The organism is Shewanella sp. SG44-2 (genome assembly GCF_014164215.1).
Classification (GTDB): Bacteria; Pseudomonadota; Gammaproteobacteria; order Enterobacterales; family Shewanellaceae; genus Shewanella; species Shewanella frigidimarina.
Genome location: NZ_JACJEU010000021.1, coordinates 34,861 through 60,858 on the forward strand (window position 1 = coordinate 34,861; position 25,998 = coordinate 60,858).

Annotated in this window: 27 protein-coding genes; 3 read left to right on the top strand and 24 right to left on the bottom strand. The window is 40.8% G+C overall.

The window, feature by feature from the left end; translation table 11 throughout:
* Positions 1-20: 20 nt before the first annotated feature.
* Positions 21-278 carry a hypothetical protein gene (locus H5181_RS14710; protein ID WP_059747937.1) on the top strand — a complete coding sequence of 86 codons (258 nt, stop codon included), beginning with the start codon at positions 21-23 and terminating at the stop codon, positions 276-278.
* A gap of 95 nt (positions 279-373) precedes the next feature.
* On the opposite strand, the gene H5181_RS14715 is transcribed toward H5181_RS14710, so the two are convergent.
* The 5 genes from H5181_RS14715 to H5181_RS14735 form a co-directional block, all read right to left on the bottom strand.
* The gene (locus H5181_RS14715) at positions 374-1,066 is read right to left on the bottom strand and encodes a fumarylacetoacetate hydrolase family protein (RefSeq protein ID WP_182751397.1); all 693 of its coding nucleotides are present in this window, start codon (positions 1,064-1,066) and stop codon (positions 374-376) included.
* A gap of 315 nt (positions 1,067-1,381) precedes the next feature.
* The gene (locus H5181_RS14720) at positions 1,382-2,965 is read right to left on the bottom strand and encodes a PAS domain-containing methyl-accepting chemotaxis protein (RefSeq protein ID WP_182751398.1); all 1,584 of its coding nucleotides are present in this window, start codon (positions 2,963-2,965) and stop codon (positions 1,382-1,384) included.
* Between the two features lie 540 nt (positions 2,966-3,505).
* Entirely contained in the window at positions 3,506-4,519 is a 1,014-nt protein-coding gene (locus H5181_RS14725; RefSeq protein WP_011636687.1) for a succinylglutamate desuccinylase/aspartoacylase family protein, read from the bottom strand.
* Positions 4,519-5,424: a 30S ribosomal protein S6--L-glutamate ligase gene (gene rimK, locus H5181_RS14730; RefSeq protein ID WP_011636686.1), complete on the bottom strand. Its 906-nt coding sequence runs from the start codon at positions 5,422-5,424 to the stop codon at positions 4,519-4,521. The genes H5181_RS14725 and rimK overlap by 1 nt, the downstream gene beginning before the upstream one ends.
* 3 nt (positions 5,425-5,427) lie before the next feature.
* Positions 5,428-5,859, bottom strand: coding sequence for a RimK/LysX family protein (locus tag H5181_RS14735; RefSeq protein WP_011636685.1), 432 nt, complete (start codon positions 5,857-5,859; stop codon positions 5,428-5,430).
* A 469-nt stretch (positions 5,860-6,328) separates the two neighbouring features.
* On the opposite strand from H5181_RS14735, the gene H5181_RS14740 reads away from it, so the two are divergent.
* Both H5181_RS14740 and H5181_RS14745 read left to right on the top strand, forming a co-directional pair.
* Positions 6,329-7,000, top strand: a complete 672-nt coding sequence (locus H5181_RS14740; RefSeq protein ID WP_182751399.1) for a DUF2461 domain-containing protein — start codon at positions 6,329-6,331, stop codon at positions 6,998-7,000.
* 443 nt (positions 7,001-7,443) lie between these two features.
* A complete protein-coding gene (locus tag H5181_RS14745; protein WP_182751400.1) occupies positions 7,444-8,820 on the top strand; it encodes an RsmB/NOP family class I SAM-dependent RNA methyltransferase in 1,377 nt (458 codons plus the stop codon).
* An 89-nt stretch (positions 8,821-8,909) separates the two neighbouring features.
* On the opposite strand, the gene H5181_RS14750 is transcribed toward H5181_RS14745, so the two are convergent.
* From H5181_RS14750 to fliN, 19 genes are all read right to left on the bottom strand, one after another.
* The gene (locus H5181_RS14750) at positions 8,910-9,308 is read right to left on the bottom strand and encodes a DUF2802 domain-containing protein (protein WP_011636682.1); all 399 of its coding nucleotides are present in this window, start codon (positions 9,306-9,308) and stop codon (positions 8,910-8,912) included.
* Positions 9,309-9,400: 92 nt separating this feature from the next.
* The gene (locus H5181_RS14755; RefSeq protein WP_011636681.1) at positions 9,401-9,895 is read right to left on the bottom strand and encodes a chemotaxis protein CheW; all 495 of its coding nucleotides are present in this window, start codon (positions 9,893-9,895) and stop codon (positions 9,401-9,403) included.
* A 2-nt stretch (positions 9,896-9,897) separates the two neighbouring features.
* On the bottom strand, positions 9,898-10,980 hold the full coding sequence (locus H5181_RS14760) for a chemotaxis protein CheW (RefSeq protein ID WP_011636680.1): 1,083 nt from the start codon (positions 10,978-10,980) through the stop codon (positions 9,898-9,900).
* A complete protein-coding gene (locus H5181_RS14765) occupies positions 10,964-11,758 on the bottom strand; it encodes a ParA family protein (protein ID WP_011636679.1) in 795 nt (264 codons plus the stop codon). Before H5181_RS14765 ends, H5181_RS14760 begins: the two co-directional genes overlap by 17 nt.
* Before the next feature lie 45 nt (positions 11,759-11,803).
* Positions 11,804-12,268, bottom strand: coding sequence for a membrane anchored protein in chemotaxis locus (locus H5181_RS14770; protein ID WP_182751401.1), 465 nt, complete (start codon positions 12,266-12,268; stop codon positions 11,804-11,806).
* Positions 12,261-13,457 (bottom strand): chemotaxis response regulator protein-glutamate methylesterase, encoded by a 1,197-nt coding sequence (locus H5181_RS14775; RefSeq protein ID WP_182751402.1) that lies wholly within the window; start codon positions 13,455-13,457, stop codon positions 12,261-12,263. Before H5181_RS14775 ends, H5181_RS14770 begins: the two co-directional genes overlap by 8 nt.
* 30 nt (positions 13,458-13,487) lie before the next feature.
* Positions 13,488-15,698, bottom strand: a complete 2,211-nt coding sequence (locus tag H5181_RS14780) for a chemotaxis protein CheA (protein WP_182751403.1) — start codon at positions 15,696-15,698, stop codon at positions 13,488-13,490.
* Between the two features lie 15 nt (positions 15,699-15,713).
* Entirely contained in the window at positions 15,714-16,451 is a 738-nt protein-coding gene (locus H5181_RS14785; protein ID WP_182751404.1) for a protein phosphatase CheZ, read from the bottom strand.
* A 13-nt stretch (positions 16,452-16,464) separates the two neighbouring features.
* Positions 16,465-16,848, bottom strand: a complete 384-nt coding sequence (gene cheY / locus H5181_RS14790; protein WP_011919599.1) for a chemotaxis response regulator CheY — start codon at positions 16,846-16,848, stop codon at positions 16,465-16,467.
* A gap of 44 nt (positions 16,849-16,892) precedes the next feature.
* Positions 16,893-17,612, bottom strand: coding sequence for an RNA polymerase sigma factor FliA (locus H5181_RS14795; RefSeq protein ID WP_011636673.1), 720 nt, complete (start codon positions 17,610-17,612; stop codon positions 16,893-16,895).
* Positions 17,605-18,486, bottom strand: coding sequence for a MinD/ParA family protein (locus tag H5181_RS14800; protein ID WP_011636672.1), 882 nt, complete (start codon positions 18,484-18,486; stop codon positions 17,605-17,607). The genes H5181_RS14795 and H5181_RS14800 overlap by 8 nt, the downstream gene beginning before the upstream one ends.
* 4 nt (positions 18,487-18,490) lie before the next feature.
* Positions 18,491-19,876 carry a flagellar biosynthesis protein FlhF gene (gene flhF / locus H5181_RS14805; RefSeq protein ID WP_011636671.1) on the bottom strand — a complete coding sequence of 462 codons (1,386 nt, stop codon included), beginning with the start codon at positions 19,874-19,876 and terminating at the stop codon, positions 18,491-18,493.
* Between the two features lie 29 nt (positions 19,877-19,905).
* Positions 19,906-22,005 (bottom strand): flagellar biosynthesis protein FlhA, encoded by a 2,100-nt coding sequence (gene flhA / locus H5181_RS14810; protein WP_011636670.1) that lies wholly within the window; start codon positions 22,003-22,005, stop codon positions 19,906-19,908.
* Positions 22,006-22,121: 116 nt separating this feature from the next.
* A complete protein-coding gene (flhB, locus tag H5181_RS14815) occupies positions 22,122-23,255 on the bottom strand; it encodes a flagellar biosynthesis protein FlhB (RefSeq protein WP_182751405.1) in 1,134 nt (377 codons plus the stop codon).
* A gap of 9 nt (positions 23,256-23,264) precedes the next feature.
* Entirely contained in the window at positions 23,265-24,068 is an 804-nt protein-coding gene (gene fliR, locus H5181_RS14820) for a flagellar biosynthetic protein FliR (protein WP_011636668.1), read from the bottom strand.
* Positions 24,069-24,071: 3 nt separating this feature from the next.
* A complete protein-coding gene (gene fliQ, locus H5181_RS14825) occupies positions 24,072-24,341 on the bottom strand; it encodes a flagellar biosynthesis protein FliQ (protein ID WP_011636667.1) in 270 nt (89 codons plus the stop codon).
* A 12-nt stretch (positions 24,342-24,353) separates the two neighbouring features.
* Positions 24,354-25,115: a flagellar type III secretion system pore protein FliP gene (gene fliP / locus H5181_RS14830; protein ID WP_162022664.1), complete on the bottom strand. Its 762-nt coding sequence runs from the start codon at positions 25,113-25,115 to the stop codon at positions 24,354-24,356.
* Positions 25,115-25,525, bottom strand: a complete 411-nt coding sequence (gene fliO, locus H5181_RS14835; RefSeq protein ID WP_011636665.1) for a flagellar biosynthetic protein FliO — start codon at positions 25,523-25,525, stop codon at positions 25,115-25,117. Before fliO ends, fliP begins: the two co-directional genes overlap by 1 nt.
* Positions 25,526-25,608: 83 nt before the next feature.
* The gene (gene fliN, locus H5181_RS14840; RefSeq protein ID WP_011636664.1) at positions 25,609-25,992 is read right to left on the bottom strand and encodes a flagellar motor switch protein FliN; all 384 of its coding nucleotides are present in this window, start codon (positions 25,990-25,992) and stop codon (positions 25,609-25,611) included.
* Positions 25,993-25,998 lie beyond the last annotated feature (6 nt).

Genomic DNA, 25,998 nt, shown 5'->3' on the forward strand with positions numbered 1-25,998 from the left:
CTAGAAAGATAGGAACCGACATGAGCGATACACAGAAACTCGATTTTTCAGCGATTAATGACCCAACATTGGCATCCTTTAATCAACAAAAAAATCTGATAAAACGCATGCTCAAAGGTAACAGCGCGACTTGCAGCGACTGCAGTAAACCGCTGACACTGCAATTACCGCCTAACACTAAAAAGGCACCAAAAAGTGCTAAAGCCCCAGGGATTTATTGCGCGAAAGGTTGCACCGATATCGAGCTAGACATGGAAGCCGTAGCGTTAATGAAATAGCATTAATTAAGCGAGCCAATTTAATGCCTTCATAAAAAATGACACTCTGTTAGAGGGTCATTTTTTTCGAGCATGCTTTATTTCACGGCCTAACGTTATTTAGCCTGCCATTGCTTAACGATTTCTGGGTTACCACAAAGCTGTTCAATCGGTTTATCGCCCGACAGTGCAGCTTCAAATACAGTAAATGGCACATTAGCCCATAAGCTCAGCTCAAAAGTAGTATTTTCTGTCACCACACCTACGCCTTTAGGTGTCCCTGTCATGACAATGTCACCATCGTTTAAGGTCATAAACTCACTGACGGCGTTATAAATAGCGTGTGGCTGGTACATCATTAATTGCTGATGGCCTAATTGCGTCACGACATTATCAATGGTTAATTGAAAGCACCAATCTTTGATGTCTGGCGTTACTGCAATAAATTCGCTGAATAACGCCGAACCATCAAAAGCTTTAGAACGTTCCCACGGTAAGCCTTTGGTTTTTAACTTGGTTTGCAGCTCACGCTTGGTCATATCAAGCCCAACACCAACCGCACTAAAATGACCATTATTCACCATAAAGCACAACTCGGCCTCGTAATGTAAGGGCTCACCTAAGTGACTACATAAGGTGTTAGTAATGGCTGAGTTTGGTTTAAGAAACACTACCATATCATCAGGAATGTCATTACCGAGTTCGTGAATATGCTCGGCATAATTACGCCCAATACAAATGATTTTTGATGGGGAGACGAGGCGTACTTGCCCATCTGATTGCGTTAGCGAAACGGATTGTAAAGTCACATTAACCTCGAATAATTGAAATAGTGATAAGAGTAATCCTTCTAACAATAAAGCGAATCATTTCAAAATAGAACAACCACTCTTTTTAAATAATACTCAAAGCATTATCGCTTGCCTATTAGATTGTGAATGGTTCAATAATAAACTTGCAAGCAATCAAATCAATTAGCCCACTCGCTTACCACCTCTGTTGAACATTTTACACTCTAATCAATAATCTAATAAAATCTGTAGGAAGAAACACAATAAAATAGGCCAGTAATCGCATGATCTCTGGCCTATTTTGATTCTGTAAAAGATGCTATCGCGTATCGTCTATTTCTTACCTAAGGTCCCTACAGCAAAACGCCTAATAATGGATCGAACCATCAACACTGATTGGCCCAACTCACTGCTGTTATGTAGCGATTTTTCTGATGAAGCTTTAGTAATTTCTGCAGAATCCGCAATATCAATAATTTGCTGATTAATATGCTCTGCGACTGCACTCTGCTGCTCTACCGCTGCGGACATATCTAAAGTAAGTTGGGTGATTTGTTCAACGGATAAGTTAATCGACGCTAATGCGTTACGCGTTTTATCAACAATCTCAACACCTTTACAGGCTGCTTGTTCACCGCTAACCGACACTTGAACGGCATTGCTCGCTCGCTTCGTTAATACGCTCACTATGCTGTGAATTCTATCGGTCGATTCTCGAGTTTTCAGTGCTAGGGAACGTACTTCATCTGCAACAACACTAAATCCACGACCTTGTTCTCCCGCCCTTGCGGCTTCAATCGCGGCATTTAAGGCCAACAAATTGGTTTGGTCGGCAATACTCGAAATAAGGCTAGCCGCTTGACCGATCTCACTTGTAGAGTCTGATAACTCGCGTACTGTTTTAGCTATATCCGCGACAGATAGATTTAATTCATCAATAGACTGTTTAGCTTGATTGGCCAGTTGAGCTCCGTCGTTAACATTGTCTAGCGCTTCTTTTGCGCTGTAAGCATTACGCTCGACATTAGCGGACACTTCTTGAATAGCTGTAGACATCTGGGTAATTGCCGAGGCAATCTGTTGTGTTGATACGCTTTGTAAACTTACCGCTTTAGCCGTTGATTCAGCCTCGAGTTGAGTGTGCTCGACAATGCCATCTAATGATTTTGCAGCATCTTCAATACGCGTCATCGCTGTACGACAACGAGCCACTTCGCAACCCAGAGCCAATTTTGCCTGCGCTTTAGCGCCAAAATCAGCAAAATAGGTTTCTGCAACAATAAGATCTGTAAACGAATTAGGATTAAGTTTGACGACTTCAAACCAATCTTGTTGCTGTTTGTAGCCCAACCAAGCAGTTGATAATACAAGGGTGACTAATCCCATTGCACCAGGGACAACACCCCAAAATTCGGTTAATACAATAGACAAAATAAACATCGGTAACCAAGCAGGTAATAATTTAATTACATGATGTTTTATTTTTGCATGAAGTGGCCTTGGTGACTTTTTAGCTTTTATTCTGGCATAAGCCGCTTCAGCACGGGCAATTTCACTTGGTAATGCAGTAACCCTAACAGACTCGTAACCTGCTATTTTATTATTTTCGAATACTGGCGTAACAAATGCACTAACCCAATAATAATCCCCATTTTTACGACGGTTCTTAACCAATCCCATCCACACTTTACCACTTGAGATACATGCCCACATAGCATGAAACACTTCACTTGGCATGTCTGGATGACGTACAAGGTTATGTGGTTTAGCGATTAACTCACTTCTTTCAAAGCCGCTGACCTCAACAAAATCATCATTACAATAGACAATATGGCCGCGCAGATCGGTTCCTGAGATTAAACGAAGAGCATCATCGAAGTTGTATTGATTGAGGGTAACGGGTTGATTATTGCGCATAGGCACTGACATCCTTGTTTTGAATCGTGTATATAAGAAAACCCATTATTACAGTCTGTGACACCGAAGGTGCATAGACAATACTTCCATTTAATGAGGTGGTGGATTTACGTCATCACTGTCGTTAATGAGCCATAAACCTATTTTTTTATAGGTTATTATAGTTTGGTATGTATTTGAAAATTGTCAATTATATAATTTAATAGACACGACAGATTTTCCGGAAAAAAAATGATGTAGTAGGATTATTCAAAAGTCGTTTTTGTTTTATCGCAAAAGATGATTTAAAATAAAAAACCTTTAAAAATAAAAAATTACGAACTTTAATTAACTTATTTCAAAGTTGAAGTTAAATGGGTTAGTCACAAAGCAGAACAGGCTATTAATCATGTATTGTGGTAATAAAATTAACATGTAGGGCAAAGTGTGCCCTACATGTTAATCAGACACTCGAATGACCCAAGTGGTATGTCTAATCCGTTAGCTATACCTACTTGAGTGACAACTGAGCCAATAACTAAAGACGTCAATACAAAAGTATTAAGCGTATTCTTGCATAAAATCGTCAAGGTTATCGTTGATGATTTCTATCTCGTCACCGCTAAATTGCGCGATATGAAACAAGGCTTCACCTTCATTGGTAACAGGAATATTACTGTTACCAATAATAATTCCGTCAGTAGGTGCAAGCAAAGGCGATGGTTCACCACCCAAAGGGTTAACGATGTTTGCTAGCACCTGCCCTTTAGAGACGCGCTCACCCAATTTAAGCTTAATATTAACTAATCCATCTGACTCACTGCGGACCCAATAACTGCGGCTGGCATTAACACTGGTACTTTTAGTTTTAATTTTGCCTTTAGTCATACTTAAACAGCGCATCACATTGATAACACCGTTAACGCCAGATTTAATCGACATATCACTAAAGCGCAGCGCTTCACCTGCCTCATATAAAATACAAGGAATATTTAGGCTGTTAGCATAACCGCGCATGGAACCTTCACGCGCTTTTGATGACATGATCACCGGAGCACCAAAAGCATTTGCCATGTCGAGCATCACTTCATCGTCGGTATCACAACGGATCTGCGGTAAATTATCACGATGGATAGCACCGGTATGCAAATCGACAATATGCGTTGCTCGTTTAACTAAAATACTACTAAACAAATGGGCCAAACGACTCGCTAACGCACCTTTAGCAGAGCCCGGAAAGCAGCGATTTAAATCGCGTCGATCCGGTAAATAACGAGATTGTTGAATAAAACCAAACACGTTAACAATAGGAACAATCAACAAGGTTCCCGTTAAGGTTTTAGCATTAACACGACCGAGCAAGCGTCGACATATTTCAATGCCATTTAACTCATCACCATGGATTGCTGCGCAAACCAATAAAACAGGTCCCGCTTTAGTGCCGTGAAACACTTCAACGTGCAAATCCATCGGTGTATCGTTATACAGTTTTGCTGCGGGCAATTTGACACTTTGTTGAGTGCCTGCCGCTACGCTAACATCACCGATAACAAACGGTTCATGCTTTTTTGCCATTAACCAACACCTTTCGTTTTTGAACTTGTGGATTTAACGTTTTTCTCAATAAACTGAATAATTTTTTCAGCAACATCAATACCAGTAGCTTTTTCGATTCCTTCAAGACCTGGAGATGAGTTAACTTCCATCACTAATGGGCCGTGTTTTGAACGTAAAATATCTACACCAGCGACATTAAGACCCATTGTTTTGGCAGCACGCAACGCGGTCGAACGCTCTTCAGGCGTTAACTTAACAATGCTAGCAGAACCACCACGGTGTAAATTAGAACGGAACTCACCGGGTAATGCTTGGCGTTTCATTGCTGCAATCACTTTATCACCAATAACGAAGCAGCGGATATCTGCACCACCAGCTTCAGCGATATATTCTTGCACCATGATGTTAGCTTTTAGACCCATAAATGCTTCAATAACAGATTCAGCCGCTTTACGAGTTTCAGCTAAGACAACACCAATACCTTGAGTACCTTCAAGTAACTTAATAACACAAGGGGCACCACCAACCATGTCCAATAAATCAGGAATATCAGCAGGCTTACTAGCAAAACCAGTCACGGGTAAACCAATATTCTTACGAGACAAGAGTTGCAATGAACGTAATTTATCCCGTGAGCGAGTAATAGCAACAGACTCGTTTAACGGGTGAGTGCCCATCATCTCAAACTGACGCAATACCGCGGTGCCATAAAAAGTGACAGATGCACCAATACGTGGAATAACCGCATCAAATTTTGGCAGTTCTTCACCACGAACATGAATGCTAGGGGCATTCATATTGATGTTCATATAACACTTTAATGGGTCGACAATTTTTATGACATGACCGCGAGCTTCAGCAGCTTCTTTTAACCGACTTGTCGAGTATAAATTCTTATTTCTCGACATTATTGCAATATGCATTTGTTATTCTCCTGCTAGAAATGATTCTGCTGAATTAACCAAAAAACGCCCTTCTAATGCGCGGCGTCCCAATAACATTCTAAATTTCATGTGATCTCTATTGGTTAACGTCAGTTCGATGTCAAAAAGTTGGTCACCGATTAAGATCGGCGTTTTTATCACGTAGCGTTTCGTTACATGACCACCAGAGTCACTAACATCTCGGCGATCAAATACATGGAATTCACAGACGACTTCACGATCTGAACCTTGGTCAGGGTGAAGCCAGACTCGAACCCATTTTTGGTTTTCTTTTTGAAACGGTTTTATTTTGAACGCATGTAAACAAGATGTTTTTGCGCCAGTATCCACTTTGATTTTGACTCTTTCGTTGCCAATATCAGGAAAAGTGCCCCATTCACGCCAACCCACAATACCGAGGGAATGTTCAGTCATGGTCAATCCTTTCTTGTAGAGGAATTATTCATTCCAAAGTGTTATCTTTCTAAAAATTCAATATTTGAGCAGACACCACAATTAAGTTTTTTCATTGCACTGCTCAACGTATATTTTTTGTTAACCAAACGTTAACCGACAAAGTCTTTGTCAAAAATGTAGCTTTCAAAACAATTTTAACACCAACACTTTATTTATATCAAACTAACATTGACAACATATCTAAAATAAATTTCTATGTCAGTAAGTTACGATAACAACACGACCATATCTAAAGCGCTAAAAACTAACATCTACCATGACTTACAATACAAAAATCACGTAATTAAAATTAAAACGTTCAAATAACGTGCATAATATTAATGGCTTAAAACAACTCTAGCTATTTCACTCAGGGTAGACATTGTTTAACATGATAGCCAAATTATAACATTAATATCTGCATCGCTATTGTAAAAAAGGTATCGTCATGTTCAGTCAACATAGTTTCGATTTTTTAAACAGTCTAGCAGTTAACAACGATAGAGAATGGTTTAAAGCCAACCAACAGCAATACGAAGATCAAGTGAGAACACCAGCATTACAGTTTATAGAAGCCATGCAAGGGCCTATTTTAGGTTTGTCTCCACGCTTCACTGCAGTGGCTAAAAAAGTTGGTGGTAGCTTAATGCGCCCACAACGCGACAGTCGCTTTAGTAAAGATAAAACACCCTATAAAACTAATGTCGGCATTCAGTTTAAACACTTTCAAGCCAAAGATGTCCATGCTCCGGGATTTTATGTTCACATCGCTAATGATGAATGCTTCATTGCCGCGGGTATTTGGCACCCGGAATCAAAAAATCTCAATGCCATTCGTCATTGTATTGATGAAAACCCTAATGCTTATCAAAAGGCATTAACTCAACTATCACAAGCAGGATTTGAATTAACGGGAGATAGTTTAATTAGACCTCCACGAGGATTTGATAAACATCACCCAATGATTGATGAGCTCAGGCGCAAAGACTTTATTGCCATCAAACCAATTAGTTCAGAACAAGTATGCCAGGCTGATTTTATTGAATTTTGTACACAAGAATATCAACATACGCGCGCCTTGATGGCTTACTTATGTTTTGCATTAGATTTAGACTTTTAAGTGCGAGTGAATCATAACATCATCATAGAAGCGTCGTTTCGACGACGTGAATAAGCGTATTTAACCTAAACTCGGGATAAGGAATGAACTTAGCTATTTAAAATCAGCATGTTAACCAAGCTCACTTTCAAGCTTGTCATTTGTTATGCTAACAAGGCGAATTGACGCGTCAATAGCTAGCCTATAGTAAGTCGATTCAACACAGTTAGCAGGACAAAGGGCTGTTTGAAAGGCGTTTATTATCCCGAGCTCAGGTTATTTAGCACAGACGCTGGTGATAACCTTTTAGAAATATTTAATATTACAAGATTATCACTAAGATATGATGTCATTTTCGCCAACATAGTTTTAGCTCATCATTTAGATAAGCCGTGTTAAACTAGCAAAAAATAGTCCCCTGTACAGCATCAGTTATGTGCTGTGCGGCAATATCAGGTCAATTCATGAGTCATAATATTCCCGCCATGTCTAACGCAACCACATCAGACGAGACACATGCGCAAGAAATAGCTGCGACGACACCAGCACAAAAGCGAGCCCTAAGTTACTCAACCACTATTGAGACACTATTTAATCAGGTTATGAGTACCAACATGCCTGCCGATCGAATCATTGGCCAATATTTTCGTGAACATAAAAAACATGGGTCAAAAGATAGGCGAGTGATCCGTGAAAGTTTGTTTGGTCTATTTCGCTGGTGGGGCTGGTTAAACCAATTAAATTCAAGCCAAAAACACACTACATGGTTTCAACAGTTAAGCACATGCGCGATGTTGGAACAACATGAATGGAATGACGTTGCTACTGCCTGGAATGACTTCGCGAGTTGGCCTCAAACCCGCCCGGACCAAGTTGAACTGATAAATAATGCTTCATTGAATGACAAATTAACCGCCTTTATGACGGTAAGTGGCATTGATACCTGTCAACTAACCCAGTTGTTGCCACAATGGTTTTGGCAACTGTGTCCTATAAATGATGTTGATCAATATGCAGTTGTTAATGCTATGAGCAGCCGCCCTCCGATCTGGGCTCGTGCACAAACATTATCAACAGAAAAAGTGATCAAATCTCTTGGCCAAGCTGGTATTGAAGCAAAAGCGAATAGTTACTTTTCAGATGCCATAAATTTAGGTCATAAGAGTATTAACTTAAATGAAGTTAATGTTTATAAACAAGGTTATCTTGAAATCCAAGATTTAGCTTCACAAGTTATTGGACAAATTTGTCAGCCAAATAACCATGATAAATGGTGGGATGCTTGTAGTGGTGCTGGCGGTAAAACACTGCAATTATATTCATTAATGTTACAGCAAGGCTCTGCCTTAACGGGCAGTATTATTGCATCAGATATTCGAACTAAACCGTTAGAAGAGCTACGCAAGCGTGCCAAACGTGCAGGTTTTGATAATATTAGTGTTGCACCTTGGAAAGGCGACGTATTGCCTGTAGACGCGAATGCTTTTGACGGAGTATTAGTCGATGCTCCTTGTAGCTGCACAGGTACTTGGCGTAGAAACCCTGATATGCGATGGCTTGATGATGCCAGTGCAGTAACAGATAAACCGATGCTACAATTAGCCATTTTAAGACGTAGCGCAGTGGCGGTAAAATCAGGCGGTCAATTGGTTTATGCAACGTGCTCTTTATCACCTAGTGAAAATGAACAAATTGTAAAAGACTTTTTATCTGAAACAGCCGAGTTTGAACTTGAACCGGTCACGCATCCTTTTACAGGGCAACTCTGTGATATGCTGACAATTTGGCCTCAGCAAGCTAACAGTGATGGCATGTTTGTCGCAAAAATGCGCCGCAAGTAGTACGCCTAGCCGAAAGAGAATTAAAATTTCCCACTAAAAAGCCATCATATCGATGGCTTTTTTATTATGGTGAAACAACGACTAACTGTCTATCTTCGATGAAGGCGTAATATTAATTCAGCTTCTGCTTTAGGTAACTCACACTCTTGCATTAGCTCTTCAATACCGGCCCCCAAACCCACCATTTTTACGGCTCTAGAATATAACTTGGCTTGTGGGTCTTGCTGGCTAGCTTCTTCTAGCATATCAAACTGCTTGGAGAGTTTTTTCTCTAATTCGACAACGCGCCTTCCTACACCAATAGTACCACTACGCAATTCGTGTAATTCACGTTTAACAGCTTCTCGCTGACGATCGCTTTCTTTTACTAGCACTGTCAGAGCATTAACTTTAGTCTTTAATTTGCTCGACTGTTTTTGTAAGTAAAGTACCAAACCAAGGCATGCAATAACGTACACTAAAGCTGCAATTAGAAATTCATCACCCATTAACATACCTTTGTTGCTTCAACAAAAAACAAAACTAAAGCCAAAACAAAAAGCCAACAGTTATTCGGTTGGCTTTTTTCATCAGATTACGATTAAATTTGTGTTAATTCTACCCACTCATCATCAGACAATAATTTGTCCAAATCGACTAGAATCAATAATTCATTATCGCGGTTACTCACACCTTGAATATATTTAGCACTTTCTTCAGTGCCCACATTTGGTGCGTTATCAATTTCTGAGCGACGTAAATAAACCACTTCAGCTACGCTATCAACCAAAATACCAATAACTTGTTTTTCAGCTTCAATGATAACCACTCGAGTAGAATCATCTAGTTCGGCTGATGGCAAACCAAAACGTGAACGCGTATCGATAACCGTTACCACGTTTCCGCGTAAGTTAATAATACCTAAAACGTAATCTGGTGCACCTGGTACAGGAGCAATTTCGGTGTAACGTAATATTTCTTGAACTTGCATTACGTTAATACCGTAGGTTTCATTATCTAGCTTAAATATAACCCATTGTAATACCAAATCGTCTTTAGCTGCAGTAGCCGCTGCTACACTTCTAGAATTGCTCATAGTTAACCTCGGTCAATCGAATCCTGACAACCTAAACCTGCATCAAGCATTTTGATTAATGCTTGAACATGTAAAATGCCACACATTTGTTGTTTTACGACCCCAGCAAGCCAAGGACGCTTACCCGGTTTTTCACGCCAATTGACGTGTGATTTATCTATTTTAACTGCGTTAACTAACGATTCGCACGTTAATCCCCACTGACTATCTTCAAGCATAACAAGATATTGATAATTTACTGTTTGTGCTAATTCTGGAGAATATTTTTCAGGCATCACCCAAGCACACGTATCAACCACATTTATTTTAGTATCTCGATGGGTTTGCACCCCTTTAAACCAAGAGGGCCTACCTATAAGATGGCTTATCTTCTCAATTTTAATAATCCCACCCAAACTGACCAATGGCACCGCGAGTGTTAACCCTGCTACATTGAAGAATAACACCTGAAATTCATCATCAAGTAATTCTTGTAAATCATGGGTAATACTGGGCGGTTGATACCCAACCTGAGTCTGTGGCGCATCGTGCTCTTGCGACGCCGAGTTCTCTACCAACTGATCATGCTTAATGATAGCGTCTTTTATATCGGCATGTGAACTTTCGTTATTGTTTATATCGACTAACGGCTTGATTTCTTTATCCGTTAATTCTGTTTGTTGTATTTTTGTATGAGTAATGTCCGTTTCAGGCTCAATATGAGTGATAGCCTGACGAACTCGTTCTGCACTGGCTTTAATCTGTTGCGATAAATCGGTTTCAGCCTTGGGTTTAGACACTGCAGATAATAATTTTTCAAGTGCCAGCTTATCGACACTGGTTGTTGGCTCTGCATATTGCCTAGCAATAACAGGAACAACCTTAGATGATGTTAGTTGCGAATAATGTGCCGACAGCGTCATTTCGGCCGATGTATGAGTCGATTTTTCCTCGCTAATGCTTGACGTTTTATTGCCGCTGTCTTTAACGGTATTAGCAGAAATACTTGGTTTTACCTCAAGGCTTTGTTCAGTAATCGGCTTAGGCGATTCCTGTAATAAAAGACTGAAATAATCAAAAACAGTTTCATCAACCGATTTTGACATGGGTAAACTCCTGAGAAAATAAAAAATCCAGCAGGCGATTATATGCTTTTACACCTCGGCTACTGGCTGAATAATGTGATGCGGGTAAATGAGCCAAACTTGCATCTCTAAATTTTGTATCTACAGGTATTACATCATTAGGCCACAGTGTTGGACCATATTTATCCTGCAAAAATTGTAATGCGATTGGGGACGCTTTAGTGCGCTTGTCATACATTGTAGGTAATACAGTATAGCTATAACGAGTTTTCTTAGAACGCCCCATTATTTCCATCGTTTTCACCATACGTTCGAGTCCTTTTATAGCCAAAAACTCAGTCTGGACTGGAATAATAATGTGATGACTTGCTGCTAATGCATTAACCATTAACACCCCTAATACTGGTGGACAATCGATAATAGCAACATCATATTTATCTTCAAGCAATGCCAATAAGTTGCGCAACACCAACCCCATTCCTTCTTGATGACCTAATGACCTATCAAGTGTCGCTAACGCCATGTTCGCAGGAATGATATCAAGCCCTTCGATTTGAGTTGGGAGCACATTCTGTAGAATAAACTCTTGGGTCAGCGTCTGATGATTCAAAAAGACATCATAAAGTGAACAAGGCACTTCATCGGAATCAATACCTAAATAATAGCCCAATGAAGCGTGAGGATCGGTATCGATCATCAGCACTCGTTGACCACGTTTAACCAACGCTCCGGCTAAACTGGCTACTGTGGTGGTTTTACCTACTCCACCTTTTTGGTTAGCTACCGTCCATACTTTCAAAAAAGCCTCTCAACTCATTATAATGGTACTATTATGGAATATTGACTACTGCTTGTGTTTTTTATCATCACGGGTTGTTACACGGATCCCACCATTAGGTAAACGGATCACTTTAACCCCCTGAGCATCTTCTGATACTATGATTTCTTGATCAATTTGTTCAGCAGCAACATCAGCATCGAGCTCAACCTTATCAATATCAGTAAGCGGTGCGTCATCTAAAGTACCCGGACCAAACAACACACTTTGGGCTTGTTTTTTTCCTGCAGACGCTATAATTGCTTGAGTTTGTTCAGGATGCTGCGTTAGCCAATTAGCAATATTAGCGGCTTGATCATCGGGTACCATTAATAACACTTGAGATGCCGTTAATCTCGCAACATCTTGCTCTAATAACGTCACCTTTTGATGAGCATCAATATACAAACCCGCTAATACTACGATGGCTATAAAGGATAAAAAAAATCCCAGCATTTGTTTAGTCTGTAATGAGTACTCTGGCTTAGCCACGACTAGACTCTTTTAAAATAGCTTCAGCCATATTGTCCAACGAAATAGAGTGAGACGAGATACCGGTTGATGCCACAGCTTGAGGCATACCATATACCACACAGCTTGCTTCATCCTGTGCCCAAATAGTGGCACCAACAGACTTCAACATTCTGGCACCTTCTCTACCGTCAGCCCCCATTCCGGTTAATACAACCGCTAAAACATCACCGCCAAAAGCTTTGGATGCTGATGCAAAAGTAATATCAACACACGGTTTATAGTTCATTTCTTGAGTTCCAGAAATGACTTTAAGTCTTCCAGAAATACCGCTTCGCTCAATCATGAGCTGCATGCCACCGGGCGCTAAATAAGCACAACCAGGGCGCATAACATCACCATTTTCGGCTTCTTTTACCTCAATTTTACACAAGGTATTTAAACGAGCTGAAAAGGCTGGAGTAAACGCCGCTGGCATATGCTGTATCAACACAATAGGATGAGGATAATTTGCTGGAAATGCAGTTAATACTTTCTGTAATGCTACTGGTCCACCGGTTGAAGTCCCAATGAGTAACAACTTATATTGCTTACCACTGGCCCGAATAGACGATATTGAAGACGTTGTCGGATTAGCGCTATGACGATCTGCCGAGATTGTGGATAAACTGGAACGAGTCGCTACTGGTGTTGTTGTGGAAGCCAAACGACTACTTAACGAGCGACGAGGCGTATTTGTCTCTGGAGCAGCAATCGTTGAACGACGAGATTCTATTGTTGAAGTAGGTGTTAACGAACTTGACCGATACATCCTACGTCGACCTAACGCTTTAATTCGTTGCTGTAACAAAAGAATCGCATCGTCTTTATTCGTTGCTATATCTTCAAAACGTTTCGGCAAAAAGTCTAATGCGCCAGCTTCTAACGCATCAAGTGTCGCTTTAGCACCATCATGGGTTAACGATGAAAACATCAAAATAGGAGTCGGATTATTAGCCATAATTTCACGGACAGCAGTTATACCGTCCATCACAGGCATTTCAATATCCATCGTAATGACTTGAGGCTTTAATTTTGCAGCCATTTCAACAGCTTCTTTACCGTTAACGGCAACTGCGACGACTTCGAGATCAGGATCTTGATTGACAATCTCACTGACTCGACGTCGAAAAAAGCTAGAATCATCTACAACTAGTACTTTTATGGCCATTTAATTCCTTAAATAATGGAACTTTTATTCTTATTTTTTGCTTTTAGCGTAATGTTTTAGCAGTCCTGGCACATCTAAAATCAGTGCAATACCACCATCGGATGTAATAGTCGCACCCGCCATTCCTGGAGTACCTTGTAACATACTACCAAGCGGTTTAATGACAACTTCTTCTTGGCCTATCAATGCATCAACAACAAAACCAATTTGCATCGTACCAAGCTGAACAATAACCACATGACCATGCTTTTTATCGCCATGTTTAAATGTTGATTTTTTACTGTGCAGCCAATGTTCTAGGTAGAATAATGGCACGGCCTTATTACGGAAAATTACCGTCAGTTGACCGTCTACTATATTGGTTTTTGTTAAATCTAAATTAAAGATTTCATTCACACTCGATAATGGTAGTGCAAAAACTTGATTAGACACATCAACCATCAATGTCGGCATAATAGCCAAGGTTAATGGCACTTTAATTTCGAGAACCGTGCCCTTACCTTTCATAGAATCAATATAAACAGTACCGTTTAGTTGGTTGATGCGGGTTTTCACCACATCCATACCCACTCCACGTCCTGAAATATCTGAAATTTCAACCTTGGTTGAAAATCCTGGGGCAAAAATCAAGTTATAAGCTTCGTTATCGGTCATTCTCGAGGCGGCATCTTCATCAAGCACACCACGACTTATCGCGATTTGTTTTAGTTTCTCAGGATCCATTCCCGCGCCATCATCCTCAATTTTAAGCAGGATATGATCACCTTCTTGGCTAGCCGATAAGGTAATTGTACCGGTTCGAGATTTACCACTCGCTTCACGAGTAATCGGCATTTCGATTCCGTGATCAACTGAGTTACGAACCAAGTGGACTAAAGGATCGGCTAATGCCTCAACTAAGTTTTTATCAAGATCGGTGTCTTCACCAATCATGATTAAATCAATTTCTTTATTTAAGGTACGAGCTAAATCGCGAACAACACGCGGGAAACGCCCAAAAACTTTCTTAATCGGTTGCATGCGGGTTTTCATCACCGCACCTTGTAAATCAGCCGTAACCAAATCTAGGTTTGCAAGCGCCTTGGACATTTCTTCGTCTTCACGATTAATGCCTAAACTAACCAATCGGTTACGCACTAAAACTAACTCACCGACCATATTCATGATTTGATCTAAACGAGCAGTATCAACGCGAACTGTTGTTTCGCCTTGTGGGACAGACGCCGCTTTTGCAGGCGTTTTATCTTTTACTGGCTCAACCTTTGAAGCAACAGCCGGGGCTGATGTCGCTACTGGTTTAGCTGTAGGGGCTGGACTCGTTTTTGCTGCTTGTGGAGGTGCGACGGCTTTAGTCGGTTGAGCTGGAGGAGGCGTTTGCGATTTAGCGACTGGCGCAGTACCTTTACCGTGTAATTCATCTAAAAGACGTTCAAATTCATCGTCTGTGATTTCATCAGAATCAACCAAGGGTTCAACAATAGGCGTTGCAGCAGGCTTAGATGGAGCAACTGGTTTGGTTTTAGCTTCGAATGAACCTGAACCATGTAATTCATCTAATAATGCTTCAAATTCATCATCAGTAATTTCATCGCTACCACTTGTTGTAGCAGGCTTTGAGTCAATATTGTCTTTTTTTACTTCAGAAGGTTTAGCTGCAACAGGACTTTTACCCGGACCATGTAAGGCATCAAGCAAAGCTTCAAACTCTGACTCATCAATGTCATCAATACTGCCAGTGTCAGACATTTCCGTTGATGGAATACTGATATCTTCGACGTATTCAGGCTCACTAAATTCAACAATATTTTCAATTGGTTCCGGTTCATCCGCCGACATTTCTGAAGGTAATGGTGCACCCGAACTTAATAATTTGAGTTTAGCAAGTAATGCAGAATCAGCAGGGTCTTGTGATTCTCCCTGTTGAGTTTGAGCAAACATGGAATTAATGGCGTCGACCGCTTGCAAAATAATATCCATTAATTCAGCATTTACGCCACGTTTACCGGTGCGTAATAAATCGAACGTGTTTTCTGCTTCATGACATACGTCAACCATCGGTTTTAGACTTAAAAAACCAGCCCCACCTTTAACGGTATGGAATCCACGGAAAATAGCATTAAGTAAATCACTGTCATCAGGATTATTTTCAAGAGCAACTAGCTGCTCCTGTAGAAGCTCTAAAATCTCGCCAGCTTCAATTAAAAAGTCCTGGAGTATCTCTTCATCAACATCAAAAGACATTAAATTGACTCCTAATTAGAAACCCAGACTTGATAGCAGATCGTCTACTTCATCTTGACCTGTCACCACATCTTCACGCAGTTCAGCATGCATGATGGGACCTTCTGCTTCTATTTTATTTTCGTTTATAGTTGGCGATGATTCGGTAGTATGATCACCGAATACCGTTAGCATTGAGACCAAATTACTTTCTACTTCACGAACCAAATCAATCACTCGACGGATCATCTGCCCCGTCAAATCTTGGAAGTCTTGCGCCATCAAAATTTCATTTAATAACTCGCGAAGACGATTAGAATCATTTTCACTATGTAACATAAACTGCTGAACATCATGACAAAGCGACTTAAACTCACCCATTTCAATGTCACGACGCATCAATTTATCCCACATTGGCGTCACTGATTGTATATTGCTAATGATGGTATCGGCCAAAGGCAGACATTCTTCAACTGCATCCATAGTTTTATTTGCAGCTTGTTCTGTCATGTCGATAACATAATTCAATCTTTCTTTAGCATCTGGTATTTCAGTGTTAGCTAATTCAGATAAACGGTTATCAACTTGAAAATCTTTTAGTGCGCTATGGAGTTGTCGAGTTAGCTTACCGACTTCTTCAAAAAGCTCACGCTGCAATGGCATAGCAAGCTCTCTGATCATTTCATCGGCTTTATCTTGTTGACCCAAGGTAAGCAATTCAACAAGTTCTTGGGCCTGTTCGAGGGTGATTAACCCCGATATTGATGCCTGCATGACTTATCCTTGCTTATGCGAGTCGTTCAAAGATTTTATCTAACTTTTCTTTTAACGTAGCTGCGGTAAAAGGTTTTACTACATAACCATTTACACCAGCTTGCGCGGCAGCAATAATCTGTTCACGCTTAGCTTCTGCAGTTACCATTAGCACAGGTAAATGCTTTAACGAATCATCTGCACGGATTGCTCTAAGTAAGTCAATGCCTTGCATTCCAGGCATATTCCAGTCTGTTACCACAAAATCAAAATCGCCTTTTTGTAACATAGGTAGGGCTGTTGAGCCATCATCTGCTTCTTGGGTATTATTAAATCCCAAATCTCGCAACAAGTTCTTAATGATACGCCTCATTGTTGAAAAATCGTCAACAATAAGAATCTTCATATTCTTGTCCAAGGTTTCCTCCGGTGAGCTGACACTCGTTTGCTCTAGATAAGTTATTATTCTTGTGTCCAATGCTTGAGCTTCGCTTTTAATCTGAGCATTGCCTGACTTAATATCTGGCTTACTCGCGATTCGCTAACCTCAAGGATGGCACCGATTTCTTTTAAATTTAATGCTTCGTCGTAATATAACGACAACACTAATGCATCTCTTTCTGGCAATGTCTTAATTGCTTCAACCAATGCAGATTGGAATTGAATTTCAGCAAGCGAGTCAAAGGTTTCATCTGGTGATTCGTTATCTGTGATTAACACATCTTGCGAAACACCAAGATCTTCTATGCCTATGATTTTACCAACAGAAACATCATTTAAGATATGATGGTACTCATCGAGCGACATATCAAGTTTTTCAGCAATTTCTGTATCGTTGGCATCTCTTCCAAGCAGCTGCCCCAATTCATCAATTGCATGCGCTACTAGACGATTATTACGATGAACTGAGCGCGGAACCCAGTCACCACGGCGAATTTCATCAATCATTGCACCACGAATTCTGATGCCAGCAAAGGTTTCAAACTTAGCCCCTTTACTATTATCAAATTTAGAAGAGGCCTCAAGTAACCCCATCATCCCTGCTTGTAATAAATCATCAAGTTGCACCGATGCTGGTAATCTTGCCAGCATATGATGAGCAATTCTTTTTACCAACGGTGCATACTGTTCAACAATAGACGTTTTGTTATCGAACTGAGTATACGCTGCGGCTTTATTCACTCGTTCTTCCTTCTTGTATCGGTTTACGTTGTACAAGACGTTCAACAAAAAATTCTAAATGACCACCTGGCTGTTGTGGAACTGGCCAAGTCATAATTTTATTGGCTAATCCATGATAAGCAATAGCTGAAGGAGACTTAGGATACGCTTCTACAACTAACTTTTGCTTACGAACAGCTTTACGTAAATTTTCATCAAATGGTATTGTTGCCACTAATTCTAAAGCAACATCTAAAAATCTATCAGTCACTTTACTGAGTTTAGCAAATAATTCCATACCTTCTCGAAGACTACGAACCATATTTGCCACAATTTTGAAGTGGAACACACCATGTTCACGACTTAATATTTTAATTAGCGCATAAGCATCAGTAATTGATGTTGGTTCGTCGCAAACGACTATCAATACATCCTGTGATGCACGAGAAAAACTCAGCACCATGTCCGAAATACCCGCGGCAGTGTCTACAATTAAAATGTCGAACTGAGTGCGCATTTCACTAAATGCACGGATAAGTCCAGCGTGTTGTGCTGGCGATAACTCAACCATCGCTTGAGAACCAGATGTGGCAGGAACAATACCAATACCTTTAGGTCCGCGTACAATGATGTCATCTAATTCGGCATCTCCAGACAAAACATGAGATAAATTTTTCTCAGCACGTATCCCGAGCATGACATCGACGTTGGCTAAACCTAAATCGGCATCAAGCACTAATACGCGTTTGCCTTTTTCAGCTAGTGCTACCGCAGTATTAATTGACACACTGGTTTTGCCCACTCCGCCTTTACCACCGGATACGGCAATTACTTTAACTTTATCGTTATTTGGTTGATTCATCATACGTAAACCACTTGCTTGATCCCGAGTCATATCTTTACTCAAATGCATAGGCTGTGTCATTAGACCACACTGTGTCTTGTGACGATTGTTGTTCTGTTTCATTTAACGCCGCGAGAGCTTTCTTAGCCAACTCTAACGTATCTGCCACTTTCATGTCCTCAGGAACACGTTGACCGTCAGTAACATAGCTCAATGGTAACTCATTTTGAATCAATACGCTCAATGCACCTGCAATTGATACCGATTCATCTAACTTTGTTAAAATCGCACCGGCTAATGGAATTCGTTTAAAATGTTCTACAGCATCTTGTAACACACGACGTTGGCCAGTCGCTGATAAGACTAAATAGCTCCGTATTGGGATCCTACTATTTGCTGTTAAATTATCCAATTGCTGATATAAGCGCATATCACGCTGCCCCATACCTGCCGTATCAATTAATACTAACTTACGATTTCTAAATTGATATAAAATTTGTTCTAATTCGGTTAAATCATGTGCTTGCTTAACCGGACAGCCCATTATTTTGCCATAAGTCGCTAATTGCTCATAGGCACCAATACGATAATGGTCAGTGGTAATCAATGCTACCTGTTCTGGGCCATGATGGGCGGCAAATCGAGCGGCTATCTTAGCTAAAGAAGTTGTTTTACCGACACCAGTTGGACCAACAAACGCCACAACACCACCGCGTTTGACAATGTCATCGCCTTGATTATCGAGTAAATTGGCTAAACTCTGTGGTAAAGCTCTTACTAAATCTGCTGGGGTGTAGTGTTGACTTAACCCAGCTAGTTTAGCAGCAACTGCTGGAGAAAACTCTGCTGCAATCAATTTACTTTCTAACATTGCGCCGACAGGATCGGTACGCTTTTTTTGGTCTTTCATCAACGATGAAACTTGATGGGTCAATAAGTTACGCAATGAAGCCATTTCTTCGCGCAGTGCATCCATATCAGCAGATTGATTTTTATTGGTTTTTTTAACTTGCTCTGGTGCCGCTTGCGATTGAAAAGTTGATGCTGGTTTAGCAGATTTTGCCCCTTGTAATTGGCGGGCCCATTCTGGTAAATCTGGTTCATCTTGGCTCACAGACATTTGTTGTGTCATGCGATTATGTTGTTTTTGGAGTAATGCTTGTAAAGAGTCAGCCTCAGGAGGTGGGTTCACCTTTGATTGGGCTTTCATGGCAGGCTTAGTGCCTAATGACACTCGATCATCACTGACATCCATAAAACCAGTTGTCGGCGCTTGTGATGCGATGGCAGCTTTAGGTTCATCATAATCTACAGCAGCGACAATTTCGATTCCGCCTGTGACTTTTTTATTTGACATAATGACAGCGTCAGAACCCAAGGTTTCTTTTACTTGAGCCAATGCCGCGCGCATATCTTTGGCAAAAAATCGTTTAATTTTCACTTATGCACCTCTATAAACTGACGTTATCACTATTGGCCTACTGCAGAAACAATTCTAATTTGTTTCTCGTCCGGGATTTCTTGATAAGAAATCACTCGTAAATTTGGAATAGTGTATTTAACAAATCTTGACAGGGTTGACCTAAGCATACCCGATGTCAATAAAATGGCTGGTTGCCCTACCATTTCTTGCTTCTGTGCAGCGTCTAATAATGACTGCTGCATGCGTTCTGCGAGACCAGGTTCAATATTAGGTCCTTCACCGCCAGTCGCCTGCATAGACTTATGCAACATCTGTTCCAACTCTGGTGCCAATGTTATGACAGGAATTTCGAGTTCTGGTCCTGAGATTTCTTGCACTATCATACGTTTTAACGCTATACGCACTGCTGCCGTTAATACTTCTGTGTCATTGCTCTTAGTACCGTATTCTAACAAGGTCTGCACAATGGTGCGTAAATCTCGTACCGATACCCCTTCGTTAAGTAAGTTCTGCATCACTTTAACAACGGATCCCAGAGGCATAACATCTGGTACAAAGCCATCCACTAATTTAGGAGAGTTCTTGGCAAGCATATCCATTAACTGCTGTACTTCTTCATAACCTAATAATTTGGCAGCATTATTACTCAGTAACTGGCTTATGTGAGTTGCTACAACCGTTGCAGTATCGACTACGGTATAACCTAATGTTTGTGCATGTTCACGTTGCTCTGGCGCTATCCACACCGCCTCTAAACCAAAAGCTGGGTCACGAGTTTCAATACCGTCTAGCTTACCGTAAACTTGGCCTGGATTAATCGCTAATTCACAATCATGTCTAACTTCAGCCTCACCTACCACTACACCCATTAATGAAATGCGATAGGCATTAGGTGATAAGTCTAGATTGTCACGAATATGCACTGCAGGCACTAAAAAACCCAATTCTTGTGACAGTTTTTTACGTACGCCTTTGATTCTGCCTAATAATTCACCACCTTGAGACTTATCAACCAGCGGAATTAAGCGATATCCGACTTCAAGACCAATAGTATCAACATGACGCACATCGTCCCAGCTTAAATCTTTAGGTTCTTTATCCTTGCTCTCAACCGGCCCTTTAGTCGCTAACGTTAGTGCAGCTTGCTTTTTGTCAACATTACGCTTGTAAATAAAATACGCAGCACCAGCGGTAATAAAGGCAAATGTCAAAAACGCAACATGAGGCATACCAGGCACAATACCCATAATAAAGAGTAACCCAGCTGCAATGGCTAATGATTTATGACTGTCAAACATCTGACTGAACATCATTTGGCCCATATCGCCAGACTCGTTTTGACGAGTTACCATTAAGGCCGCGGCAATAGACAGCAATAAACCGGGAATTTGCGCAACTAAACCATCACCGATGGTTAGTAAGGTATAAATTTCAACCGCGCTAGAAAAGTCTAATCCATGCTGGATCATACCAATCACAAATCCACCAATCATATTGATGACTAAGATCATGATCCCTGCTATGGCATCACCTTTAACAAACTTTGAAGCACCATCCATCGCACCATAGAAGTCAGCTTCTCGAGTCACTTCGGCGCGGCGAATACGTGCTTGGTCTTGGGTTAATGTGCCAGCATTTAAATCTGCATCAATGGCCATTTGCTTACCCGGCATTGCATCTAAGGTAAAACGAGCGCTCACCTCAGCAATACGCCCCGCACCTTTCGTTACCACAGCAAAGTTAATGATAATCAGAATAATGAATACGACCAAACCAACGGCATAATTGCCGCCAATGACCACTGAACCAAACGCTTCAATGACTTTACCCGCAGCAGCACCACCATTATGGCCTTCAAGCAATACAATACGGGTAGAGGCGACGTTTAGGGCAAGTCTTAGTAACGTTGCAATTAATAATACGGTAGGGAAAGCAGCAAAATCGAGTGGTCTGTCAGCATAAATAGCAACTAAGAGTACAACTAAAGCCAACGCAATATTGAATGAAAACAGGATATCGAGCAAAAAAGCAGGAATGGGTAAAACGACCATGCCTAACGCAGCAAGTACTAATAAAGGTGTTCCTATCCCTTTAAAAGTAGATACTTTCATTTGTTTCATTTGGCCAAAAGCTGCTTTTGCATCCATATTAAGACGAACCCTTCATGTCTGATCACGGCGTCAATGGACTATTATTTGACGCGAATAGACATACAAAGCAAAAATTAAGCCACAAATATTATCTATCTAAAATAGATTATTTATTAGTGTTTTAAATCATCTGGTATGGGTTGTTTAAGCGGGATAGGTTTTGGTCGACGGCCTTTACCTTTTTGATACTGTCTCAACTGGAACACATAAGCCAATACCTGCGCAACGGCGGTAAATAAACCTTCTGGCACTTGTTGATCCACTTTAGTCGTGTGGTAAATAGCACGAGCCAACGGCGGAGCCGATACAATAGCAACGTTATGTTCTCGAGCAATTTCACGTATTCTAAAAGCTACATCATCGACACCTTTGGCGATTAAAAAAGGGGCTGATGAGCGGCTTACATCGTATTTAACTGCCACAGCATAATGCTCTGGGTTAACCACAATAACATCCGCATTAGGCACTTCGGTCATCATGCGTCGTTGTGCCATCTCCTGCTGCATTTGTCTTATCCGGCCTTTAACTTCAGGTTTACCTTCAGTGTCTTTATATTCGTCTTTGACTTCCTGTTTAGTCATTTTTAACTGTTTTTTGTGGTTCCAAATTTGAAATGGCACATCAATAATCACAATCAATAACATCGAACTGCAGAGTAAGATGAACATCCAGATAAGCAAATCTAGAGCATGATAAACATTGCCCGGCAGGTGATCGCTGGACAGAGTCAAAATATCGTAGAAATAAAATTTTAATAAAAAATAAGCCGATAATGCTACCACCGAAAACTTAGCAATACCCTTAGTAAGCTCAACCAATGCCTGGGTGCCAAACATACGCTTAAAACCGTTCATGGGATTTAACTTACTGCCTTTAGGCATAAACGCTTTGACAGAAAAAGATATGCCACCTAACACAATATTGCCTAGAAAAGACACAAATGCCAGCAAAGCAATAAAGCTAATTAACGGCCCAGCAAGTTCACTGCCTACGACCCCCCATACACGAAACATGGAATTAGTATCAAAAATTTGATCGCGCTCCATCGAGAAAATTTGCTTCATAATATTATAGAGACTTTTGGCAATTGCCGGTCCTGTCATCGAAAACCCAACAGATGCAGCAAGCAGTACCGCTGCGGTACCTAACTCTTTAGAGCGAGCGACTTGACCTTTTTCTCGAGATTGTTCAAGTCGTTTGGATGTGGGGTCTTCTGTGCGTTCTTGACCGCTGTCACTTTCTGCCATACATGCCCCTTAGAATACTACTGAGCCATCAAGTTGACATTGAAGTTGCAGAACATCACACATAAGTAACTGCGCAGCCATCCACACTTCATCAAAATGCGCCATGATAGGTGCTAATGTTAACCACAAAATCAACAAACCACTGACCATTGTGACCGGAAAACCAATAGAGAAAATATTTAATTGAGGTGAGGCGCGGGTCATCACACCAAAGGATAAATTTATTAATAACAACGCAACAATAGCCGAAATCGACATCGTTAACGCAGAGCCAAACATAAAACTTCCCCAATCAGCAAGCGCACGATAATTGGCAATTGATATACCTTGATTTGAAATAGGAATGGTTTCAAAACTGGCCACCAACATCCGTATCATTAACAAATGGCCGTCAACAGCTAAAAAGATAAGCGTTGCCAATAATAGAAAAAAGTTACTCACAACAGGAGTTTGCTCGCCAGAACCAGGATCGACCATGGAGGCAAAACCTAAACTGGTTTGCATACCAATTATTTGCCCTGTTAATACAAATGTCTGCATCACCATTAAGGTCACAAATCCCATGGTGACGCCAATTAAAATTTGCTGAGCAATGACAAAAACGGAACTCAATGCCAGTAACTCGACGTTTTCAATAGGGGGTAAAATAGGCGCTACGGCCATCGTTATCGCTACAGATAACATCAATCGAACTCGAGCAGGAGTAGTATTGGCGCCAAATACCGCCATCACCATGAGCATCGATGAAATACGAAAAAACGGCAAAAGATATGCGGCGATTGTTTGACTGATTTCATCAAACAAAATATCCATGGCTTAACCTATAACCTGTGGGATGAGATTAACCATCTCAAAGAAAAAATCCATCATGGTTTGCACTAGCCAATGGCCTAAAAACATCAACGCGAATAACGTCACCAATAAACGTGGTAAAAAGCTTAAGGTTTGTTCGTTAATGGATGTCGCGGCCTGAAATACCGCCACAATTAACCCGATGAATAAGCCTGGTAAAATAATCGCTGACACAATTAATACGATAACCGATAGTGCTTCTCGAAAGATATCAATGAGCGATTCTGGAGACATAAATACGCGGCCTTATATTCCGAAACTATTCGCTAATGTGCCCATCACTAAGCCCCAACCATCGACGAGTACAAACAACATAATTTTAAATGGCAATGACACAATCATCGGTGACAACATCATCATACCCATGGCCATTAGAATACTGGCGACGACCAAATCGAGTACTAAAAAAGGCACAAACAGCATAAAGCCGATTTGGAACGCCGTTTTAAGTTCACTGGTAATAAACGCTGGGATCACCACGCTCATTGGTGCTTGCTCAGGAGATTGAATATCCTTATAGCCAGATATTTCAATAAATGTTTGTAAGTCAGTGGTACGTACTTGCGATAGCATAAATGTTTTAATCGGTTCTTTTCCAACATCATAAGCTTGCGTTAACGTCATGGTTTCATTGATATAAGGCTCTACAGCTTCAGCATAAATCTTATCAAAAACCGGCGCCATAATAAAAAAAGTCATGAACAAACTGATGCCTATCAATACCTGATTAGAAGGTGTTTGTTGTAAACCTAAAGCTTGTCTTAATATCGATAGCACCACAATAATGCGGGTAAATGAAGTGAGCATTATCACCATTGCAGGAATAAAACTCATTGCTGTCATCAGCAATAAAATCTGCATGGTTACCGAATATTCAGTTGTTCCGTCTGCAGCTGTTGTAACCGTTAACGCTGGTAACACCCCATCTTGAGCCAGTGCTGAAGGCGATAAAACCATTGCCACTAGCGCCATCATCGCCAATACCAATGCTGTTGTGTACTTATTCATTATTGCTGTTCCTTGGCTTGTTTTAGACGACTGGCAAACGAGGAAATGGGAACGTCGACGGGAGTGGCTAACTTATCAATCAGATTAATCTGTTGCGAGGTTACACCAAGTAGATATTGCTGGCCATTTACCTCTACCAGTACCACTTTTTCACGTTGGCCGATGGAAGTCACTGCAATCGTTTTAATCACACCGCCACTTGATGGCACTAACTTAAGGCGTTTTACAATATAAGCTAACAAAAAAATAATCGCTAATACGACAATTAATCCACCAACCATGTTGGCTAAAGTTGCTACATTAGACACTTCAACTGGATGAGCAGAGGTATTTTTAGCTAGAGTGCTAGACACTTCAGGGACGCTTAACGCCTCACTCATAATGCTCAGCATTAGTATTATATTCGCCACTGCTATTCCTTGTTTGTGCAACCAACCCAGCAATTTCAGCATATGCTAATATTGCTATATTATTGTTTATAATATACTTTTATTTATTTTAGCTTTTTAATACGTTCTGTTTGGCTAATAACATCCGTTAGACGGATACCAAATTTGTCATTCACTACCACTACCTCACCATGAGCAATCAAGGTTCCATTAACCATAACGTCTAAAGGCTCACCAGCTACACGGTCAAGTTCGACCACCGAACCTTGGTTGAGCTGGAGTAAATTACGGATGCTAATAAAACTACGACCCACTTCCATGGAAATAGTTACCGGAATATCTAGAATACCGTCTAACTTGGCTGCTTCTTCTTTCGTAATCGGTCTAGAGTCATCGACTAACTCATCAAGTTCGACATGTTCGGCTTCTTCTAAAGCTTGCTCTGCCATTGCTGCAGCCCAGTCATCGCCTGTATCTTCTGTGCTCATTCTACA